This is a genomic window from Nibribacter ruber, assembly GCF_009913235.1.
In the GTDB taxonomy this organism is placed as follows: Bacteria; Bacteroidota; Bacteroidia; order Cytophagales; family Hymenobacteraceae; genus Nibribacter; species Nibribacter ruber.
Genome location: NZ_CP047897.1, coordinates 3,306,423 through 3,322,073 on the forward strand (window position 1 = coordinate 3,306,423; position 15,651 = coordinate 3,322,073).

The following is a 15,651-nucleotide window of genomic DNA, read 5'->3' on the forward strand; positions in this document are numbered from 1 at the left end:
CTAAAAGTTCAGTTCCAAAGATTGCTGTCTCAACCCATTGAAGCTAGGAACACACCATACTACCAACGGAAAGAATAAAGCAAACCGTGCTTTAGCACGAACGACTCTGCAGCGACAAGAACTGCACTTACCTGCAATCAATAAAGCCAGCCATCCAGCAGACGCAGAATTGGAACCAAAACCAGTCCTGGTCCTGAGCGCCTCTGGTGTTTGTGCGCCGCTGGAAGCGGCGGCAGGGACAAAGTCCCACAAACAACAGCAGTGCGAAGGGACAGGACGAGGCCCCGCGGCCGTGAGCGCTTACCGGAAGAAATGCAACAAGGAAGTGAGTGCGCACCGGAACAGGCGGTACTGCCAAGGGAACAGCCAACGGAAGAACACGACAAATGCCTACCAGCAAGTCACGGAAGTGAATCCGCTCCATAGTAACAAAACAGCATTGAAAGAAAGACCAACTTCAGGCCCCATTAACAAAACAGCATCAAAGGCACTCCGCCGCCAACCATAAAAAAAAGGCGTTTCCGAGGGCTTTATCCCTGGAAACGCCTTGAAAACGGTGGACAGGTAAACGAATGCCTACCCACCGCTTAAGAATCAGATTAGAAAGTTCTACCTACCGTATCTTTTGGTTTACGGCCTTTCTTAGGCTCTTCTTTCTTTACGTCTACTGGAGCAGCCGCCGCAGCTGGTGCCACTGGAGCACCGTCTGGGTCTAGCTCTACCACGTCATAGCCTAGTTTCTCCAACCCTGGCTTGATGGCGGCTTTGTCGCCTACCAGCATAATGCTCATGTTGTCAACGGGTAGGTACTTCTTGGCCAGCGCGTTGATCTCCTCCTTGGTGATGTTCTGAAGGATCTCGTTCTGCTTGGCCACATAGTCTGGCGTTAGGTTATAACGCAGCATGTTGTTCAAGAAGGCAGCCTTCTGGAAGGAAGTCTCATAGCGGCGGGCATCTGACTGTCCGATGGCGTTCTTCATGAAAGCCAATTCTGCATCCGTGATGCCTTCTTCTCTGAAGCGCTTGATTTCTTTCATGAACTCAACCACTGAGGCGTCTGAGGCATTGGAACGCACGCCCGCCGAAGCCGTGAACGGACCAGCTTCCTCAGTGCCTGAGAAGCCAGAACGGGCGCCGTAGGTGTAGCCTTTGTCTTCGCGCAGGTTCAGGTTAATGCGGCTGTTGAACGCCCCACCCAACACGTAGTTCATCAGGTTGGCTTTGTAGTATTCGCCGGTGGCATCATACGGCAAGGCCATGTACCCAATACGAATCTCAGACTGAGCGGCTTTCTCTTTGTCTACAATAAAGATCTTGGTCTTGTCAATGCCAGCCAATTTGGTGTCGGCGGGCATGTTCACTGGCTTAGGTTTCCAGGTGTTGAGGAAGGCCAGCTTAGACATGATCTGCTTCTGGTCCGTGTCGCCTACAATAACCAGGTTGGTGACAGAAGGAGAGAAGTAGTCATTGTAGAATTTCTTCACGTCTTCCAGAGAGATGTTCTCTACGGTCTTCACCGTTCCCACTACCGGAACCGCGCGGATGTTGCCTTCGCCGTACAGCATTTTGTTGTACACGTTGTCTGCCACGGTGGTAGGCTGGGTGCTCTGGTTTTTGATGGCCTCCAGACGCTGCTTTTTCAGGCGGTCAAATTCAGTGGCGTCAAATCTTGGACGGAACATGCGCTCTTCCAGCAAGGCCAGGGTGGCATCCAGGTTTTTCACCTGAGAAGACACTTGAACGGTCATGCTCTCAGCGCCGCTGCCAAAAGAGATGGAAGAACCAAGTTTCTCTAACTGCGTGCTGATTTCCTCAGACGTAAATTTCTGGGAAGACTCATTCAGCATAGAGGCCGTCATAGAAGCCAGACCTGCCTTAGACGGATCATGCGCTTCCAGTTTGTGGCCTCCCTGGAGCGTGAACAGCAAGGTCACGGTGGGTACCTCGTCAGACTTGGCGCCAATCACCTTGATGCCGTTAGACAATTGCTCTTTCCAGAACGGAGGAACGGTAATGACCGGGTTGGCTCCGGCGGCCGGGCGCTTGCTGCGGTCAAAGGCGTCTGTGGCCTTGGTGTATTTTAAGCCAGAATACTGGTCTGCCGGGGCTTTGTAGCCGGTGGCATCTACTTTAAAGTTGTCAGCTTTGGCAATCAGGTCAGACTTGCCTTTAGGCACTACGCTTAGCAAGACGGCTTTCTTGCCTTTAAGGTACTGGTTGTACACCCGCTGCACGTCTGCCTTGGTCACAGAATTAACCGCCTGCATCTCTTTGGTGAGGTAGTTAGGGTTGCCGGTAAAGGTTTGGTAAGCAGCCAGCATAGAGGTCTTGCCAGACACGCTGGAAAGGCTGTTCACCATGCCAGACTCATAAGAAGCCTTGTAGCGCTCAATGTCTTCATCGGTCACGCCGCGCTTCTCAAACTCAGCCATAGACTCACGCAGTTGTTTCTCTGCGTCTGCCAGGTTCTGGGTAGGCAGCACCCGCGCCGTTAGCGTGAATTCGCCGGCCAGTTCTGAGGTAGAATGATAAGCACCCGCTGAGTTGGCCTTCTGGGTTTTTACCATGTTCTGGTAAATGATAGACGTTCTGCCGCCGCCAATAATGCGGGATAATACGTCTAAGGCTGGCTCATCTGGGTGATTGGATGGAACCGTTGGGAAGGTGATGGTAAGAGAAGGGAAGCGTACATTGTCTTCATAAGACACGTAGCGGTCCTGGGCCAATACCGGCGCCGGCAGCTTCTGGTTTCTTACCTCAGGGCCTTTAGGAATAGAGCCGAAGTATTTTTCAGCTAGCTTCACTACTTGCTCTGGCGTCACGTCACCACCCACGGTAAGGGTAGCGTTGTTGGGACCGTACCAGCGCAGGAAGAAGTTCTTCAGGTCGTTTACGTTTACGCGGTTCAGGTCTTCAATGTACCCGATGGTGGTCCAGGAATACGGGTGACCGTATGGATACAAGGCGGCGCTGGTTTTCTCATAAGACAGGCCATACGGGGCGTTGTCTACGCGCTGGCCGCGCTCGTTTTTCACGGTCTCGCGCTGTACTTCAAACTTCTGCTGGGTTACGGCGTCTAGCAAGAAGCCCATGCGGTCTGCCTCTAACCAAATAGCTGTCTCCAGTTGGTTGCTCGGCATGGTTTCAAAGTAGTTGGTGCGGTCGCGGTTGGTGGTGCCGTTCAAGGTTCCGCCGGCTTCAGACACAATCTTGAAGTGCTCCTCATCTGCCACGTTGTCTGACCCCTGGAACATCATGTGCTCAAAGAAGTGCGCGAAACCAGACTTGCCCACCTCTTCACGGCCCGAGCCTACGTGGTAGGTCACGTCTACGTGTACAATTGGGTCTGAATGATCCTCATGCACCACCACGGTCAAGCCGTTGGGCAGTTGGTATTTCTCATACGGGATCTTCAGTTCGCCGGGCTTGCGGGTAACCTTTTCTATAAGGCGCGTGCTGCCTTGCTGGCCTTTGGCGCTTGCCGCCGTAGTGGCCGTTTTTTTAGCCGGAGTCGCTTTTTTCTGTGCCTGGGCCTGCATAGACATGGCAACGGCCAAGCAGATAACCAGTGTACTCTTTTTAGACATGTTGTTTTGTTTGTTGTATGGATGAAAGGGTGATTGTCTTGATAATATTAAGAAAATTTTTCCAAATCTCCGAAGATGGATACCTGGCCATAACTGAATGATAGTTAGGTGGTTGTCATATTTTAAGGTTTTCCGGAGAGGGGAGGATGCAGGATTAGTCGCGGGAGCAGCGGGAAAATTACATAAAGACCAGAGCAACTAAGAGGAATGGATTCGTGCCGTATGCATCTTGTTCCGCTTTAAAGGTGGATGCATGATGGGATTGGTTCTTAGAAGTTAGTTCACGTTTTTGGGCTGTTTTCTGGGAAATAGCCCAAAAACGAAGAAGCCCTGCCAGGTATTCTCTGGCAGGGCTTCTTCGACTAAACAAACAGGAAAAGATTACTTCACTCTGGTGAACTCCAGCTCAGAGAAGTGGAAGTCTGGGTTGTGGGCGTCCAGTCTTAGTTCTGTCAAAGTACCGTCTGGCCCGGGCAGGAAGCGCACGTTGGTAGGCGTCAACAACGCGAAGTTGTTTTTCCAGGCGAGGTTGAAAATGTCCTGTTTCCAGAAGGAAAGCTCCCCGCCCAGGGCCGGTGCGTTGGCGAAAGACAAGACCAGTTTGCCGTTCTGCAGGGCCACGGTGGCATTGCCGTACATGGGGCTGTAGAAGGTGCCGGTGTAGGCGCTCAGGTCGCGGGTGAGTTTGGCTTTGGTCGCTTTCTCTTTGGGCTGCCTGGCTTCTTCGGCTTTCTGGGTGGCGCGGTTTTTGGCGGCCATCTCCAGGTTAAACTGGCTCCAGTCGCGGCCGTTCTGTATGCCCAAAAACTGGTCAATGGTGTAGTTGGCAATGGGGGCCATGATACTGCTCATGCTGTTGGTGAGAATGACAATGCCCAGGTTTTCTTCGGGCACCAGCACGGTGCGGCTGTTCATGCCTTCATGCCCGCCGCCGTGCACCACAATCTTGCGGCCCTGGTAGTCATTGAGCATCCAACCCAAACCGGCACCAGAGAAATGCGTGCTGGGATTGAGGGTCTGCGCCTGGGCAGGAATGGGAGTAGAATTATGCAGCGTCCACATCATGTGAGAAGAAGCCTCAGAGAAAATACGCTTGCCGTTGTAGCTACCTCTATTGAGTTGCAGCTTAAGCCAGCGGACGTCTTGGTTCACGCTGGTGAAGATGCCGGCGGCCGGGTTCCAGTTGTCCCAGGCCGTAAGCACGGTAGGCACGGGCTTGCCGCCTTCTTTTGCTGGGTTGGCGTGCGGCGTGGTCACGTTGGCAACCCCTTTGAGCTGGTTGATGCTGGTGTAGGTCTGGTTCATGCCCAGCGGTTGCAAGATTCGCTCCTGGATGAACTGCTCCCAGGTTTTGCCAGACACCGCCTCAATCACCTGGCCGGCTATGATGAAGCCAATGTTGGAATAGCCGTAGCCGTCTCTGAAGCCGTAGGTGGGTTGTAAGTACTTGGCACGCTCCACAATTTCTTTGCGGCTGAAGGTGGTATTGTACCAAAGCAAGTCGCCGGAGTAGGTCTGGAAACCCATGCGGTGGCTTAACAAGTCTTTGATGTTGGCTTCCTTGGTCACGTATGGGTTATACAGCTGGAAGTAGGGCAGGTATTGAGTCACCTTGTCGTCCCACTTCAGCTTGCCTTCATCCACCAGAATGGCAATGGCGGCGGCGGTGTAGGCTTTGGTGTTGGAGGCAATCCCGAAGATGGTGTTCACATCCACGGCGCCGCCTTTCTGCATGTCTTTCACGCCGTAGCCTTTGGCAAACACCACAGAATCATTCTTGACAATGGCGATGGCCATGCCCGGCACGTTCCAGTCTTTGAGGGCCTTCTGGTAGTAAGCATCCAGCTTCTGGAGGTCTGCCTGCGCCTGCGCCCAGAACGGGGCAGTGATGAACAAGGCAGCCAGCAGCAGCTGTCTGCGGAAGAATCTTTGGGGTATGGAAAACATCATGGGTGCTGTGTATGATTTTACGGCAGGAAGTTACGTAAAAAGCGAGATGGTTTGAAACAAAGGGTCGCGCTGCCTTCAAAACAGTTTGGTGCAGAATTGCTACCTTTGTCGTTTTCGGGCTATTTTCTGGAAAACAAGGCAAAAACGACAAAGCATGGGGCGCATTCTGGCAATTGATTATGGAGTGAAGCGCGTGGGCCTGGCCGTGACAGATCCCCTGCAACTGATTGCCTCGGCGCTGGACACGGTGCACGCCCAGGACGTGCTGCCGTTTTTGCAGAGCTATGCGCAGAAGGAGGACGTGGATCTGTTTGTGGTGGGCATGCCCGTGCACCTGGACGGAAACGCCACCAACAACACCCAGCACGTGGTAGGGTTTGTGCGCAAGCTGGAAAAGTTGTTCCCCGGCAAACAAGTGGTCACCCATGATGAACGCTTTACCTCTAGAATGGCGTTTAGAACCATGGTAGACCTGGGCCTGGGCAAGAAAGCCCGCGCCAACAAAGAAACTGTGGACAAGATAAGCGCCACCATTATTTTACAGAGTTATTTAGAGAGCAGACAATACTTATGATCTATCCTATTGTTGCCTACGGCGACCCGGTTCTAAGAGCCAAAGCCAAAGACATAGCCACTGATTCTCCTGAACTGGCCAAGCTCATTGACGACATGTTTGAGACCATGTACCACGCCCACGGCGTTGGCCTGGCCGCCCCGCAGATTGGCAAGAGCGTGCGCCTGTTTGTGATTGACTCCACTCCGTTCATGGAAGATGAGGACAAGGCCAAAGGCGTGAAAAAAGCCTTCATCAACCCGGTCATTCTAGAGGAGTCTGGCGAGGAGTGGGGCTTTGACGAAGGCTGCCTAAGCATACCCGGCGTGCGCGAAGAAGTTTGGCGCCAGGAGTACGTCAAAATCCAGTACCAGGACCTGGACGGCAAGACCCATGTGGAGCAGTTTGATGACCTCACGGCCCGCGTCATCCAGCATGAGTACGACCACATTGAAGGCATCCTGTTCACCGACCACCTATCTGGTTTGAAGAAACGGTTGCTGAAAGGTAAGCTCACCAAAATCTCCAAAGGAGACGTAGACGCCGACTACCGCATGAAATTTGCCGGCATGAACAAACGGTAAGCGTTTTATAGATATTGAAAAGCCTCACTTGTGTAGAACAAGCGAGGCTTTTTCGTTTTTGGGCTGTTTTGGCGAAAAGAGGCAGAAAACGATCCATCTGCCATGGTTATTAATTGAAAATAAGCTTCTTATACATGAAGTCTTTCGAGCTCTTTTTCTCATACATATTTGGATAGTCAGGGCTTTTCATGCTAATAATTTTGATGATGGCTGTTCGGTCATTCTGCCACGTACAATCAAGGGGATACCACTCAAATTGGTCAAACTCATATATTTTCTTAATTAAAGAAGCATCAGGTTTGATTTCCCATATTTGGAAACCAATAGGCTCATCGCCCATTCCACCAGCGGCGTTTATGTTGATCAAATAAGTGCCATCCGGGGAGAGGCTAGGCCTGCCGCCAATTTGGGTTATCTTTCCAGATTTCTTGTTAATTAAAAGGCATTTATAATCCTCATATAAGTGATTCTCAATCAAATATTGGTTGATTTTTGGAAACTGGCCCAAGTACGTGTATCTCCGGAAGTCTGAGTTGTCAAAAATGTCAGCTAAGGTATCTTTCAGTACTACTTCCTTGGTTGATGCATTAGATAAGGACAGATGAAGTTGGTTGTTGTTTTTTCTGATTTTTAGCGTGTCCTGAATTAAATCAGAGCCGCGTTCTTTCTTAGCCTTGTTGAACTCAGTTTCCGAGGCATCCTCCACTTTAAACAAGTCAGTAGAAGCAATGGAGATGTTTATTGAATCCTGCTAAGCAGGCAGCTTCCGTTGTAGAGATGACGAAGTACTTAGCGTGTCTGATGCAGTACTCATCGTGTCTGAGGAAGTAGACTGAATTCTTGTTAGATTATCTTGGGCACTTTCCTGCGGCTCTTTGTTTTGACAGGAAATAAGTACAAATAAAAGAATAACGCTGTAGAGGCTTCTCATAAGTTTTGTAAGGGAATGTTTAGTAATAGATACTACCTCCCATGAAACGTCAGCCTGTTGCCAAACGGGTCTATCACTTCCATGCAAAGGGTATTGCCGCCATGGGTGGTGGCCTCTAAGGATGGTCGGTTGAATTTGTAGGGCTTGGCCAGCAGTTGGTTGTGGTACTCCTTCAGGTCTTTGAAAAGCGTAATGTAGGCCCGGGCGCCGGGGGTGCAGTCGCCGTGGTGCTCTGTGAGGTGCAGGTGCAGGTCTTGGAGAGAGAGTTGCAAATAGTGCGGTGCATTGTCGGGTTTGTCTTCCCAGTCAATTTTGAAACCCAGCCACGTCACATAGAATTCAAGGGCCTTGTCATAATCAAAAATCCGGAAGATGGGAATGATGGAAGCCATGGTGGAAATGGGTAAGGTGAGCAGAGTATGATCCAAGATAAGCAGCTTTTTCAGGAATAACCCAACGGTTGGTCTTCGTATATACCTGCATGCGAAGAATCCTGTTACTCTTCTCTTTTCTCCTGGCGTGCGCCGCGTCTGCGGGTGGCTGGGGCTTTTACGCACACCAGCGCATTAACCGGCAGGCCGTGTTCACGTTGCCGCCTGAGATGATTGGCTTCTACAAACAGCACGTGGCCTACATCACAGAACAAGCGGTAGCCCCAGACAAGCGCCGCTACGCCGTACCCGAGGAAGGGGCCCGCCACTTCATAGACCTGGATGTGTACGGTGACAGCGCCGCCTACAAGCTTCCCCGCCGCTGGGAGGACGCCGTCTCGCAATTCACGCTAGACACCCTGCAACGGCATGGCATTGTGCCCTGGCATATCAACTTCATGCAGTACCAACTCACCGAGGCCTTCAAACAGCATGACGTGCAACGCATTTTAAGAGTATCTGCAGAACTGGGCCATTACGTAGCCGATGCCTGCGTGCCCTTGCACACCACCAAGAACTACAACGGCCAGTTCACCAACCAGCGCGGCATTCACGGCCTCTGGGAAAGCCGCCTCCCCGAACTCTGGAGCCTAGACTATGATTTCTTTCTGGGACCACCACAACTCTTGAAAAACCCCAGTCGCACCGCCTGGGACATTGTGGCCCGCTCCAATACCGCCCTGGACTCAGTCTTCACCTTTGAACGGCAAGTGACCCAACATTTACCTGAGGACAAGAAATACAGCCTGGAGGAACGTGGCACCACCACCGTCAAAGTCTATTCAAGAGAGTTCAGCAAGGAATACCACCAAGCCCTGCAAGGCCAGGTAGAGCGGCAGATGCGGCTGGCCACGCACCTGGTGGCCAGCTTCTGGTACACCGCTTGGGTGAACGCCGGCCAACCCAACCTCAAGAACCTACAACCCCTCACCCCAGAACAACGCCAGCAACTAGAGGCAGACAAAGTCACCTTCCAAACCGGAGAGCATGACGACCGATGATCTGCAAAAGCTTTAGGAGCGGCAAGACAAAAGAATTGATCGATGTTTAACGCATATCTTTCCCCTTTGAAAGGGGTAGGGAGATGACAACGCAGGCCGGATAATTACAGCAGTAGAGATTTGCGCACTTTTTTTTCGGTACCCGCGAGGTTAGTCTGGAGACTAACCAGCACCCCTAGTCACGGGTCCAGAGACTCGCGCTAGATTATAATGCCCATCTCCGTCGGAGCGGGTTAGGTGAGGCTACGTTTTTAGCTTGTTTCCCAGAAAACAGACCAAAAACGGCAGGCAACTCAAACGGCAGAAATGGGTCTCTTGCAAAAGACCTGCGCAAGTTTGGGGCATCTATTTCCATAATCAGTAGAAAGTGCTTTACTTTAGAAAAGAATGCTGCCAGAGAAAAAGCAGCTTTACATCTTGAATATGACTTTAGGGAAAAAAAATGGCCACAGGCTGTATAGATGGGTATTGGTAGGAGGACTGGCACTGGCCAGTTGCACGCCGCAGACCAAAGAAGACGAGGCTGTAACCACCACCGCAGAAGCCCCGGCGGCGCAGCCCTCCAATGGCATAGATGATGCGCCCTTTGCCATCACCGTGCCCCAGGGCTTTGATGTGAAAAGCTTGAACCTTCCTGAAGACGATACCAAAAATCCTTTGAAGCAGGTGGAGCGTCTTTCCATGGCGCACGTGGTGCAAGACCCCTGGACCAAGCTAGACCGCCAGTACAGAGAATTGCTGTTAGTGCAGGAAGACGAGCCCTACCATTTCATTCTGCAGCAGCAGGCGGCCAACGTCATGTTGCGCAACCATCTGTTCGGGCATTATTACCAGGACCCAAACAACCCGCAGTTGCAAGAGGCCATTGGCTTTTACACCCGTCAGTTGCTGCAAGCCAAGTCTGAAGACGCAGAACTGGTGTACAAATGCCTGAGAGCCCTAAAGGATTCCTGGCCCAATGAGCAGATCAAGCAAGTGGCCATGGCTACGGCGGCCCGGGTGCAGGCCCGGCCCATTACGTCGGTGGCAGATACTACGGGGAGGGCCAAGTACAAGCTGACGTATGGCAAGGCGCTGACCAAGATGGCTGAGAAACTATAGGCCTGCCACCCGGCCAGACGCAACTTTCAAGCGGCGAATATTGTAGTATGAAGGAAGGGGCCGGCGATCTGTGCCTTTCTGCTGGAGGAGCAATTGTATTTGCGCCTGAACATTGCCATCCTTTACCTGTTTTACCAGATACCATGGGAGAGAAAATCAAGAATTCCACGTTTCAGATACGGTTACCGCTCTTTTTGGGCCTGGCGGTAGCGTTGGGGGTGTTGCTGGGGGCTACGGTCTTCAGGCCCAGCGCCAGTAATCCAGAGGGCACGGCCCGCGGCTACCTCAAGTTCAGGGAAATCCTCAGCTACATTGACCGCGAATACGTGGACACCGTCAACACCGAGGAACTGTCTGAGTACGCCATCTCTCAGATGCTGGAAAAGCTGGACCCGCACTCGTCCTACATTCCAGCCAAAGAACTGAGCCTGGCCAAATCTTATCTGGAAAGCGATTTTGACGGCATTGGCGTGGAGTTCAACATCTTCAGAGATACGTTGTATGTGATTGCGCCCATGAGCGGAGGCCCTTCGGAACAAGTAGGGATTCAGGCGGGGGACAAGATCATCAAGGTAGACAATGAGTCCATGACCGGCGGAAACCTCACCACAGAAAAGGTCTTCGCCAAACTGCGCGGTCCGCGCAACTCCAAGGTAAACCTGACCGTTCTGCGCCGCGGCGAAAAGAAGCCGATTGCCTTTACCGTAACGCGGCGCAAGATTCCGTCGGTGTCAGTAGACGTGGGGTACATGGTGGACGACCAAACCGGGTATATTAAGGTGAGCCGCTTCTCTAACGGCACGTATGAAGAGTTCAAGCAGCAGCTCACCAAGCTCAAGAAACAAGGCATGAAGCGCCTGGTGCTGGATTTAAGAGACAACCCCGGCGGCTATTTAGACCACGCCACCCGCATGGCCGATGAATTTATTTCTGGTAGTAAAAAGCTGGTGTACACAGACGGCAAAGGCTCTAAATATGATGCTGACTACTATGCCCGCGCCAAAGGCGATTTTGAAAACGGTGACCTGGTAGTGTTGGTGAACGAAGGCAGCGCGAGCGCTTCTGAGATTCTGGCCGGGGCCTTGCAAGACCATGACCGGGCATTGATTGTGGGCAGACGTTCCTTTGGGAAAGGCCTGGTGCAGGTACCCATTTCCTTGTCAGACGGCGGGGAACTGCGCCTGACCATCTCCAGGTACTATACGCCTAGCGGCCGTTCCATCCAGAAACCGTACAGCCCCGAAACCTCAGAAGAATATGACAATGAGCTGGAGGAGCGCTACAAGCACGGCGAGTTCTTCAGCCAGGATAGCATCAAGTTCAATGACTCGCTTAAGTACAAGACAGACAATGGCCGGGTAGTGTACGGCGGCGGCGGCATCATGCCAGACGTGTTTGTGCCCAGAGACACCATGGAGTACACCAACCTGCTGGTAGAGCTGTACCGCAAAAACGTGCTGCGCGAATATGCCTTGTCTTACTACAGAGACCACAAGAAGGAGCTGGAGAAAATGCCGTTCCCGCAGTTTAAAGCCTCTTTCAACGTGACAGACGCCATGGTGCAGGGCATGCTCAAAGATGCTGGGCTGGCCGGGGTGAAGGCAAACCAACAGGAGCTGAAGCGCTCTGACAGAATCATCAGAAACAACATCAAGGCCTTTGTGGCCAGGAGCATTTACCAGTCTGAAGGCTTCTACCCGGTGCTCAATGAGCTGGACAAAGATTTCCAGAAGGCCCTGAGTTCCTTTGGGCAGGCCAGGCAGATTAGTCTGGGCAAATAAGCCAGAAAGCGCAGCAGGATGTACATTCTGCTGCGCTTTTTTTGTTTCTTTACTGTTCAGGCGCCCTCGGTCGTTTTTTGCCTGTTTCCTGGAAATCAAGCCAAAAACGGAGCGCTTCAGAAGCCAGCTTCATTCACTCAATCCATCCATCACTCAATCACTCATTTAGTAATGGCATACTATCATAAATTAGGCACATTTCCACATAAACGGCACACGCAGTTCAGACAGCCAGACGGCAGCTTGTACCATGAGCAGTTGGTGGGCACGCTGGGCTTCAGCGGGGTTTCTTCGTTGCTGTACCACAAGAACCCGCCTACCAAGATCACGCGCATAGACGAGCCCATTCCCTACGCGCCCACCAAGTCCAACGTGCAGCTGGCACCCTACCACCTGCGTCCGTTCAAAGGCGAATCTACCGGCCAGGATTACCTGTCTGCGCGCAAGACCGTTTTGATGAACAATGACTGCGTGATTTCCATCTGCCTGCCCGTGGAGCGCGAGATGACGTATTTCTACAAGAATGCACTGGCAGATGAGATTGTGTTCATCCATGAAGGCTCGGGTGAGTTGCTCTCGCAGATGGGCCGCCTGGAGGTAAGAGCCGGTGACTATGTGGTCATTCCCAGAACCATCATCCACCAATGGAAATGGAACGAAGGCCCCGTGCGTCTGCTCATCACTGAGAGCTTTAGCCCGGTAGAGACGGTGCGCCGCTATAGAAACCATTTCGGGCAGTTGCTGGAACACTCACCGTACTGTGAGCGTGACATCAGAGCACCACATGAACTGGTGATGGATGACGCCCCCGGCGATTACCTGGTCCAGATTAAAAAAGAAGGCTTCCTGCACCAGTACCATTATGGGTTTTCGCCGCTGGATGTGGTGGGTTGGGACGGATATTTCTATCCGTACGCGCTGTCCATCCATGACTTTGAGCCCATTACCGGCCGCATTCACCAGCCACCTCCCGTGCACCAGACCTTTGAGACGCAGGGCTTTGTGGTCTGCTCCTTTGTGCCGCGTCTGTTTGACTACCACCCGCTGGCCATTCCGGCGCCCTACAACCACTCCAACGTAGACTCAGATGAGATTCTGTACTATGTAGAGGGCAACTTCATGAGCAGAAAAGGCGTGGACATCGGGTCGTTTACCATTCATCCCAGCGGCCTTCCGCACGGTCCGCACCCGGGCACGGTAGAAGCCAGCATCGGCAAGAAAGAAACCCATGAACTGGCCGTCATGATTGACACGTTCAAGCCTTTGTATTTGGCGGTAGATGCCTTGGAACTGCTGGATCAGAACTACCCCATGAGCTGGAACCCAGACGTAGCCCCACAGGCACCACGTCCCGCAGATATGATGGATTAGCGTTTTTGGCTTGTTTTCTGAGAAACATGCCAAAAACGGGTAAAGCCAGAGCAGCCTCTCTTGATGAAGGAGAGGCTGCTCTGGCTTTATATGGAAAGTATTCAAATATAAATGGCCTCTGTAGAGATGGAAATAAGAAGTGATGAGAATGCTTTAATTGGCAAATGGACAATGCATGGCACACAAGTTTCTTTAGACGAGGTTTCGCTCAGAATTAGCCAACTCATAGAAAAGCATCTGGTAAAGCTAGGAACTGACCCTAGCGGTTGGAATGTGCTTTTCAAAGATCCAAAGGATGGCAGGTTTTGGGAATTGAGTTATCCAGAAAGTCATTTGCAAGGTGGAGGTCCGCCGGCCTTACGGCATCTTCCTGAGGCAGATGTTAAAGCAAACTATAAGACCGTTATTGGAAAATGAGCAAAACTTTCAACAACGTTTTAGTTTTAGGAACCAGTTTGCTTATGTAATTAGGGTTCTAATTTGCAATAGCCTTAGCGGCCTTTTGGCTGTTTGGGAGCGGTGAAGCCCTTCCTAAAAAGGAATGTTGGCTAGTCGCTGCTTTCCATATTGTGCAGGTAGGTTTGATGATTTTCCTGTTTAGGAAGAAAATATTCATTACCAGCACGGCCTACTTTTTTAGTGCTTCTACAGTTATTAAGCATGCATTTTACTTGAGAATCTATCCGTTTTCGGTCTAATCCAGTTACGCTTTCCTCTTCGTTTTTAGCCTCTTTTTCCCAAAACAAGCCAAAAACGACACGCTTCCTCTATTCTTCACTGTGTTTTATCTTTGCGGCAAAAGTACCAACGCTTAAAGTATCATGCCCAAGAACACGCCTCAAAGCAAGCTGCGGAAGTTGATAGTGGTGGGAGACCGGTTGCTCATTCAACCCAAGTCTACCAGAGAACAAACCAAGAGCGGGTTGTTTCTGCCGCCCGGCGTTCAGGAGAAAGAGAAAGTGCAGGAAGGCTACGTGATGAAGGTGGGGCCCGGCTATCCCATTCCGGCAGACTACGGGCTGGAGGATGAGATGTGGAGCGCAGCGGAGAAGGAGGCCGTGCGCTACATTCCCTTGCAGGCCCATGAGGGAGACCTGGCCATTTACCTGCAGCGCGATGCCGTTGAAATCAACTACCACGGCGATAAATATTTCATTGTGCCCCAGAGCGCGGTGCTTTTACTAGAGCGCGAAGAAGACTAAATCCCTTACCCGCAAAAGAAAGCCTGTCCTGCCGAAGCGATTGTTCGGCAGGACAGGCTTTGTGCGTTGTAAATACGTTTATTGGTAAAGGTCTGGGTCTGTGGCGACAGACTCGGTTTGGATTTCTATGCCGCCCGTCCAGCCGGCCACCAGGTTGTAGACCGCGCACGCAATGGCCGTGAAGATAAACCCGAAGAACGCATACAAGAGAGGCGCCACAAAGAAGAAGGCCGTCCCGAAGGCTTGCCAAACTCCTGAGTCTACTCCCGTGTCTGGGGTGGGCAGGGCGGTCATGAACAAACCTAGGGGAATGAAAATTACAGCGAAAAGGAGCAAATAGATGATGGCTGCTATTTTAGCTGCTTGCCAGACGTTGATTCTGCGGAGGCGTACCGTTTTCAGCATTCGTTTTTTTGAGTAAGATACCACCTTTTCAGAAATGCCGCCCGGTTTTTTCTATCCTGCTTCCTCCTTGTCGTTTTTGCCCTGTTTTCCAGAAAATAGCTTAAAAACGGACGCGCCAGTGTTCGGTTTCAGGTCACCTTTGTTCAGTTTCGAACAGTGTTTATAATAATAAATTAATGTAAGTAATTGATAATCAATAATTTTTATAATTGGCACAGCGATTGTCTTCTGAACAGTAGCGTTAAAAGTGGATCACGTGCAACGGTTAAAGGAAACAGTTGTCTTTGCAGTGAACTTGTGGTAGCAGCGTGGGCGCCTTGGTTAAATTCTCATGTAAACGAATGTAGCGTATGCGGTTCTTTTTCCTCCCTTCGCTGGTAGCCTTGGTGCTCCTGAATCTCTGGTTTCCGGTACAGCCTGCCGTGTACCTGAGCCATTGTGCACAAGACCGTCATGCACTGCAGGCCCGGGCGCTGGCCATGAAACCGGCCTCCTTGCCGGAGGCAGATGCTGAAGAGGCTTACCCTGATGACCTGGACGGGCAGCAGGTAGCCCTGGAAGGACTAGAGGCGCTGACCCAGACCATGATTCAGAAATTGAAAATGATACGATAGAAGCCGCCCTTGCGTAGGCTTTCAAGATATTTGGTTGTTTGTGTAGAGTCGGCCCCTAATGGGGCCGTTTCTTATGTAGGGGCTTCCCAAAAGCTGACAAGAATCATGACCGGGCATGACCAGCGTAGTCTGCACCGGTC

The 15,651-nt window shown here is 51.6% G+C and carries 14 protein-coding genes; 9 read left to right on the forward strand and 5 right to left on the reverse strand.

All coding sequences use genetic code 11. From position 1 onward, the window contains the following. Window positions 1-599 precede the first annotated feature (599 nt). Both GU926_RS13940 and GU926_RS13945 read right to left on the reverse strand, forming a co-directional pair. Window positions 600-3,587: a M16 family metallopeptidase gene (locus tag GU926_RS13940; RefSeq protein ID WP_160692907.1), complete on the reverse strand. Its 2,988-nt coding sequence runs from the start codon at window positions 3,585-3,587 to the stop codon at window positions 600-602. A 381-nt stretch (window positions 3,588-3,968) separates the two neighbouring features. After that, entirely contained in the window at window positions 3,969-5,537 is a 1,569-nt protein-coding gene (locus GU926_RS13945) for a serine hydrolase (RefSeq protein ID WP_232058337.1), read from the reverse strand. Window positions 5,538-5,691: 154 nt separating this feature from the next. On the opposite strand from GU926_RS13945, the gene ruvX reads away from it, so the two are divergent. Further along, window positions 5,692-6,111 (forward strand): Holliday junction resolvase RuvX, encoded by a 420-nt coding sequence (ruvX, locus tag GU926_RS13950; RefSeq protein WP_160692909.1) that lies wholly within the window; start codon window positions 5,692-5,694, stop codon window positions 6,109-6,111. Then, the gene (def, locus tag GU926_RS13955; RefSeq protein WP_160692911.1) at window positions 6,108-6,674 is read left to right on the forward strand and encodes a peptide deformylase; all 567 of its coding nucleotides are present in this window, start codon (window positions 6,108-6,110) and stop codon (window positions 6,672-6,674) included. Before ruvX ends, def begins: the two co-directional genes overlap by 4 nt. A gap of 109 nt (window positions 6,675-6,783) precedes the next feature. On the opposite strand, the gene GU926_RS13960 is transcribed toward def, so the two are convergent. Beyond that, window positions 6,784-7,389 carry a hypothetical protein gene (locus tag GU926_RS13960; protein WP_160692913.1) on the reverse strand — a complete coding sequence of 202 codons (606 nt, stop codon included), beginning with the start codon at window positions 7,387-7,389 and terminating at the stop codon, window positions 6,784-6,786. Between the two features lie 248 nt (window positions 7,390-7,637). Then, entirely contained in the window at window positions 7,638-8,033 is a 396-nt protein-coding gene (locus GU926_RS13965; protein WP_232058338.1) for a glyoxalase superfamily protein, read from the reverse strand. 53 nt (window positions 8,034-8,086) lie between these two features. Between GU926_RS13965 and GU926_RS13970 the strand changes: the two genes are divergently transcribed. The 6 genes from GU926_RS13970 (at window position 8,087) to GU926_RS13995 (ending at window position 14,492) form a co-directional block, all read left to right on the forward strand. Continuing rightward, the gene (locus GU926_RS13970; RefSeq protein ID WP_160692915.1) at window positions 8,087-9,037 is read left to right on the forward strand and encodes a zinc dependent phospholipase C family protein; all 951 of its coding nucleotides are present in this window, start codon (window positions 8,087-8,089) and stop codon (window positions 9,035-9,037) included. A 423-nt stretch (window positions 9,038-9,460) separates the two neighbouring features. Then, complete coding sequence (locus GU926_RS13975; protein WP_160692917.1) at window positions 9,461-10,138, forward strand: hypothetical protein; 678 nt, start codon at window positions 9,461-9,463, stop codon at window positions 10,136-10,138. 143 nt (window positions 10,139-10,281) lie between these two features. Then, a complete protein-coding gene (locus GU926_RS13980) occupies window positions 10,282-11,919 on the forward strand; it encodes a S41 family peptidase (protein WP_160692919.1) in 1,638 nt (545 codons plus the stop codon). Between the two features lie 171 nt (window positions 11,920-12,090). Further along, the gene (locus tag GU926_RS13985; protein ID WP_160692921.1) at window positions 12,091-13,290 is read left to right on the forward strand and encodes a homogentisate 1,2-dioxygenase; all 1,200 of its coding nucleotides are present in this window, start codon (window positions 12,091-12,093) and stop codon (window positions 13,288-13,290) included. 111 nt (window positions 13,291-13,401) lie between these two features. Then, window positions 13,402-13,707 (forward strand): Imm27 family immunity protein, encoded by a 306-nt coding sequence (locus GU926_RS13990; protein ID WP_160692923.1) that lies wholly within the window; start codon window positions 13,402-13,404, stop codon window positions 13,705-13,707. A 404-nt stretch (window positions 13,708-14,111) separates the two neighbouring features. Then, on the forward strand, window positions 14,112-14,492 hold the full coding sequence (locus GU926_RS13995; RefSeq protein ID WP_160692925.1) for a co-chaperone GroES: 381 nt from the start codon (window positions 14,112-14,114) through the stop codon (window positions 14,490-14,492). A 78-nt stretch (window positions 14,493-14,570) separates the two neighbouring features. Here the strand turns inward: GU926_RS13995 and GU926_RS14000 are convergent, their stop codons facing one another. Next, on the reverse strand, window positions 14,571-14,897 hold the full coding sequence (locus GU926_RS14000; protein ID WP_160692927.1) for a DUF3566 domain-containing protein: 327 nt from the start codon (window positions 14,895-14,897) through the stop codon (window positions 14,571-14,573). 350 nt (window positions 14,898-15,247) lie between these two features. Between GU926_RS14000 and GU926_RS14005 the strand changes: the two genes are divergently transcribed. After that, window positions 15,248-15,511, forward strand: a complete 264-nt coding sequence (locus GU926_RS14005) for a hypothetical protein (protein ID WP_160692929.1) — start codon at window positions 15,248-15,250, stop codon at window positions 15,509-15,511. Window positions 15,512-15,651: the final 140 nt, after the last annotated feature.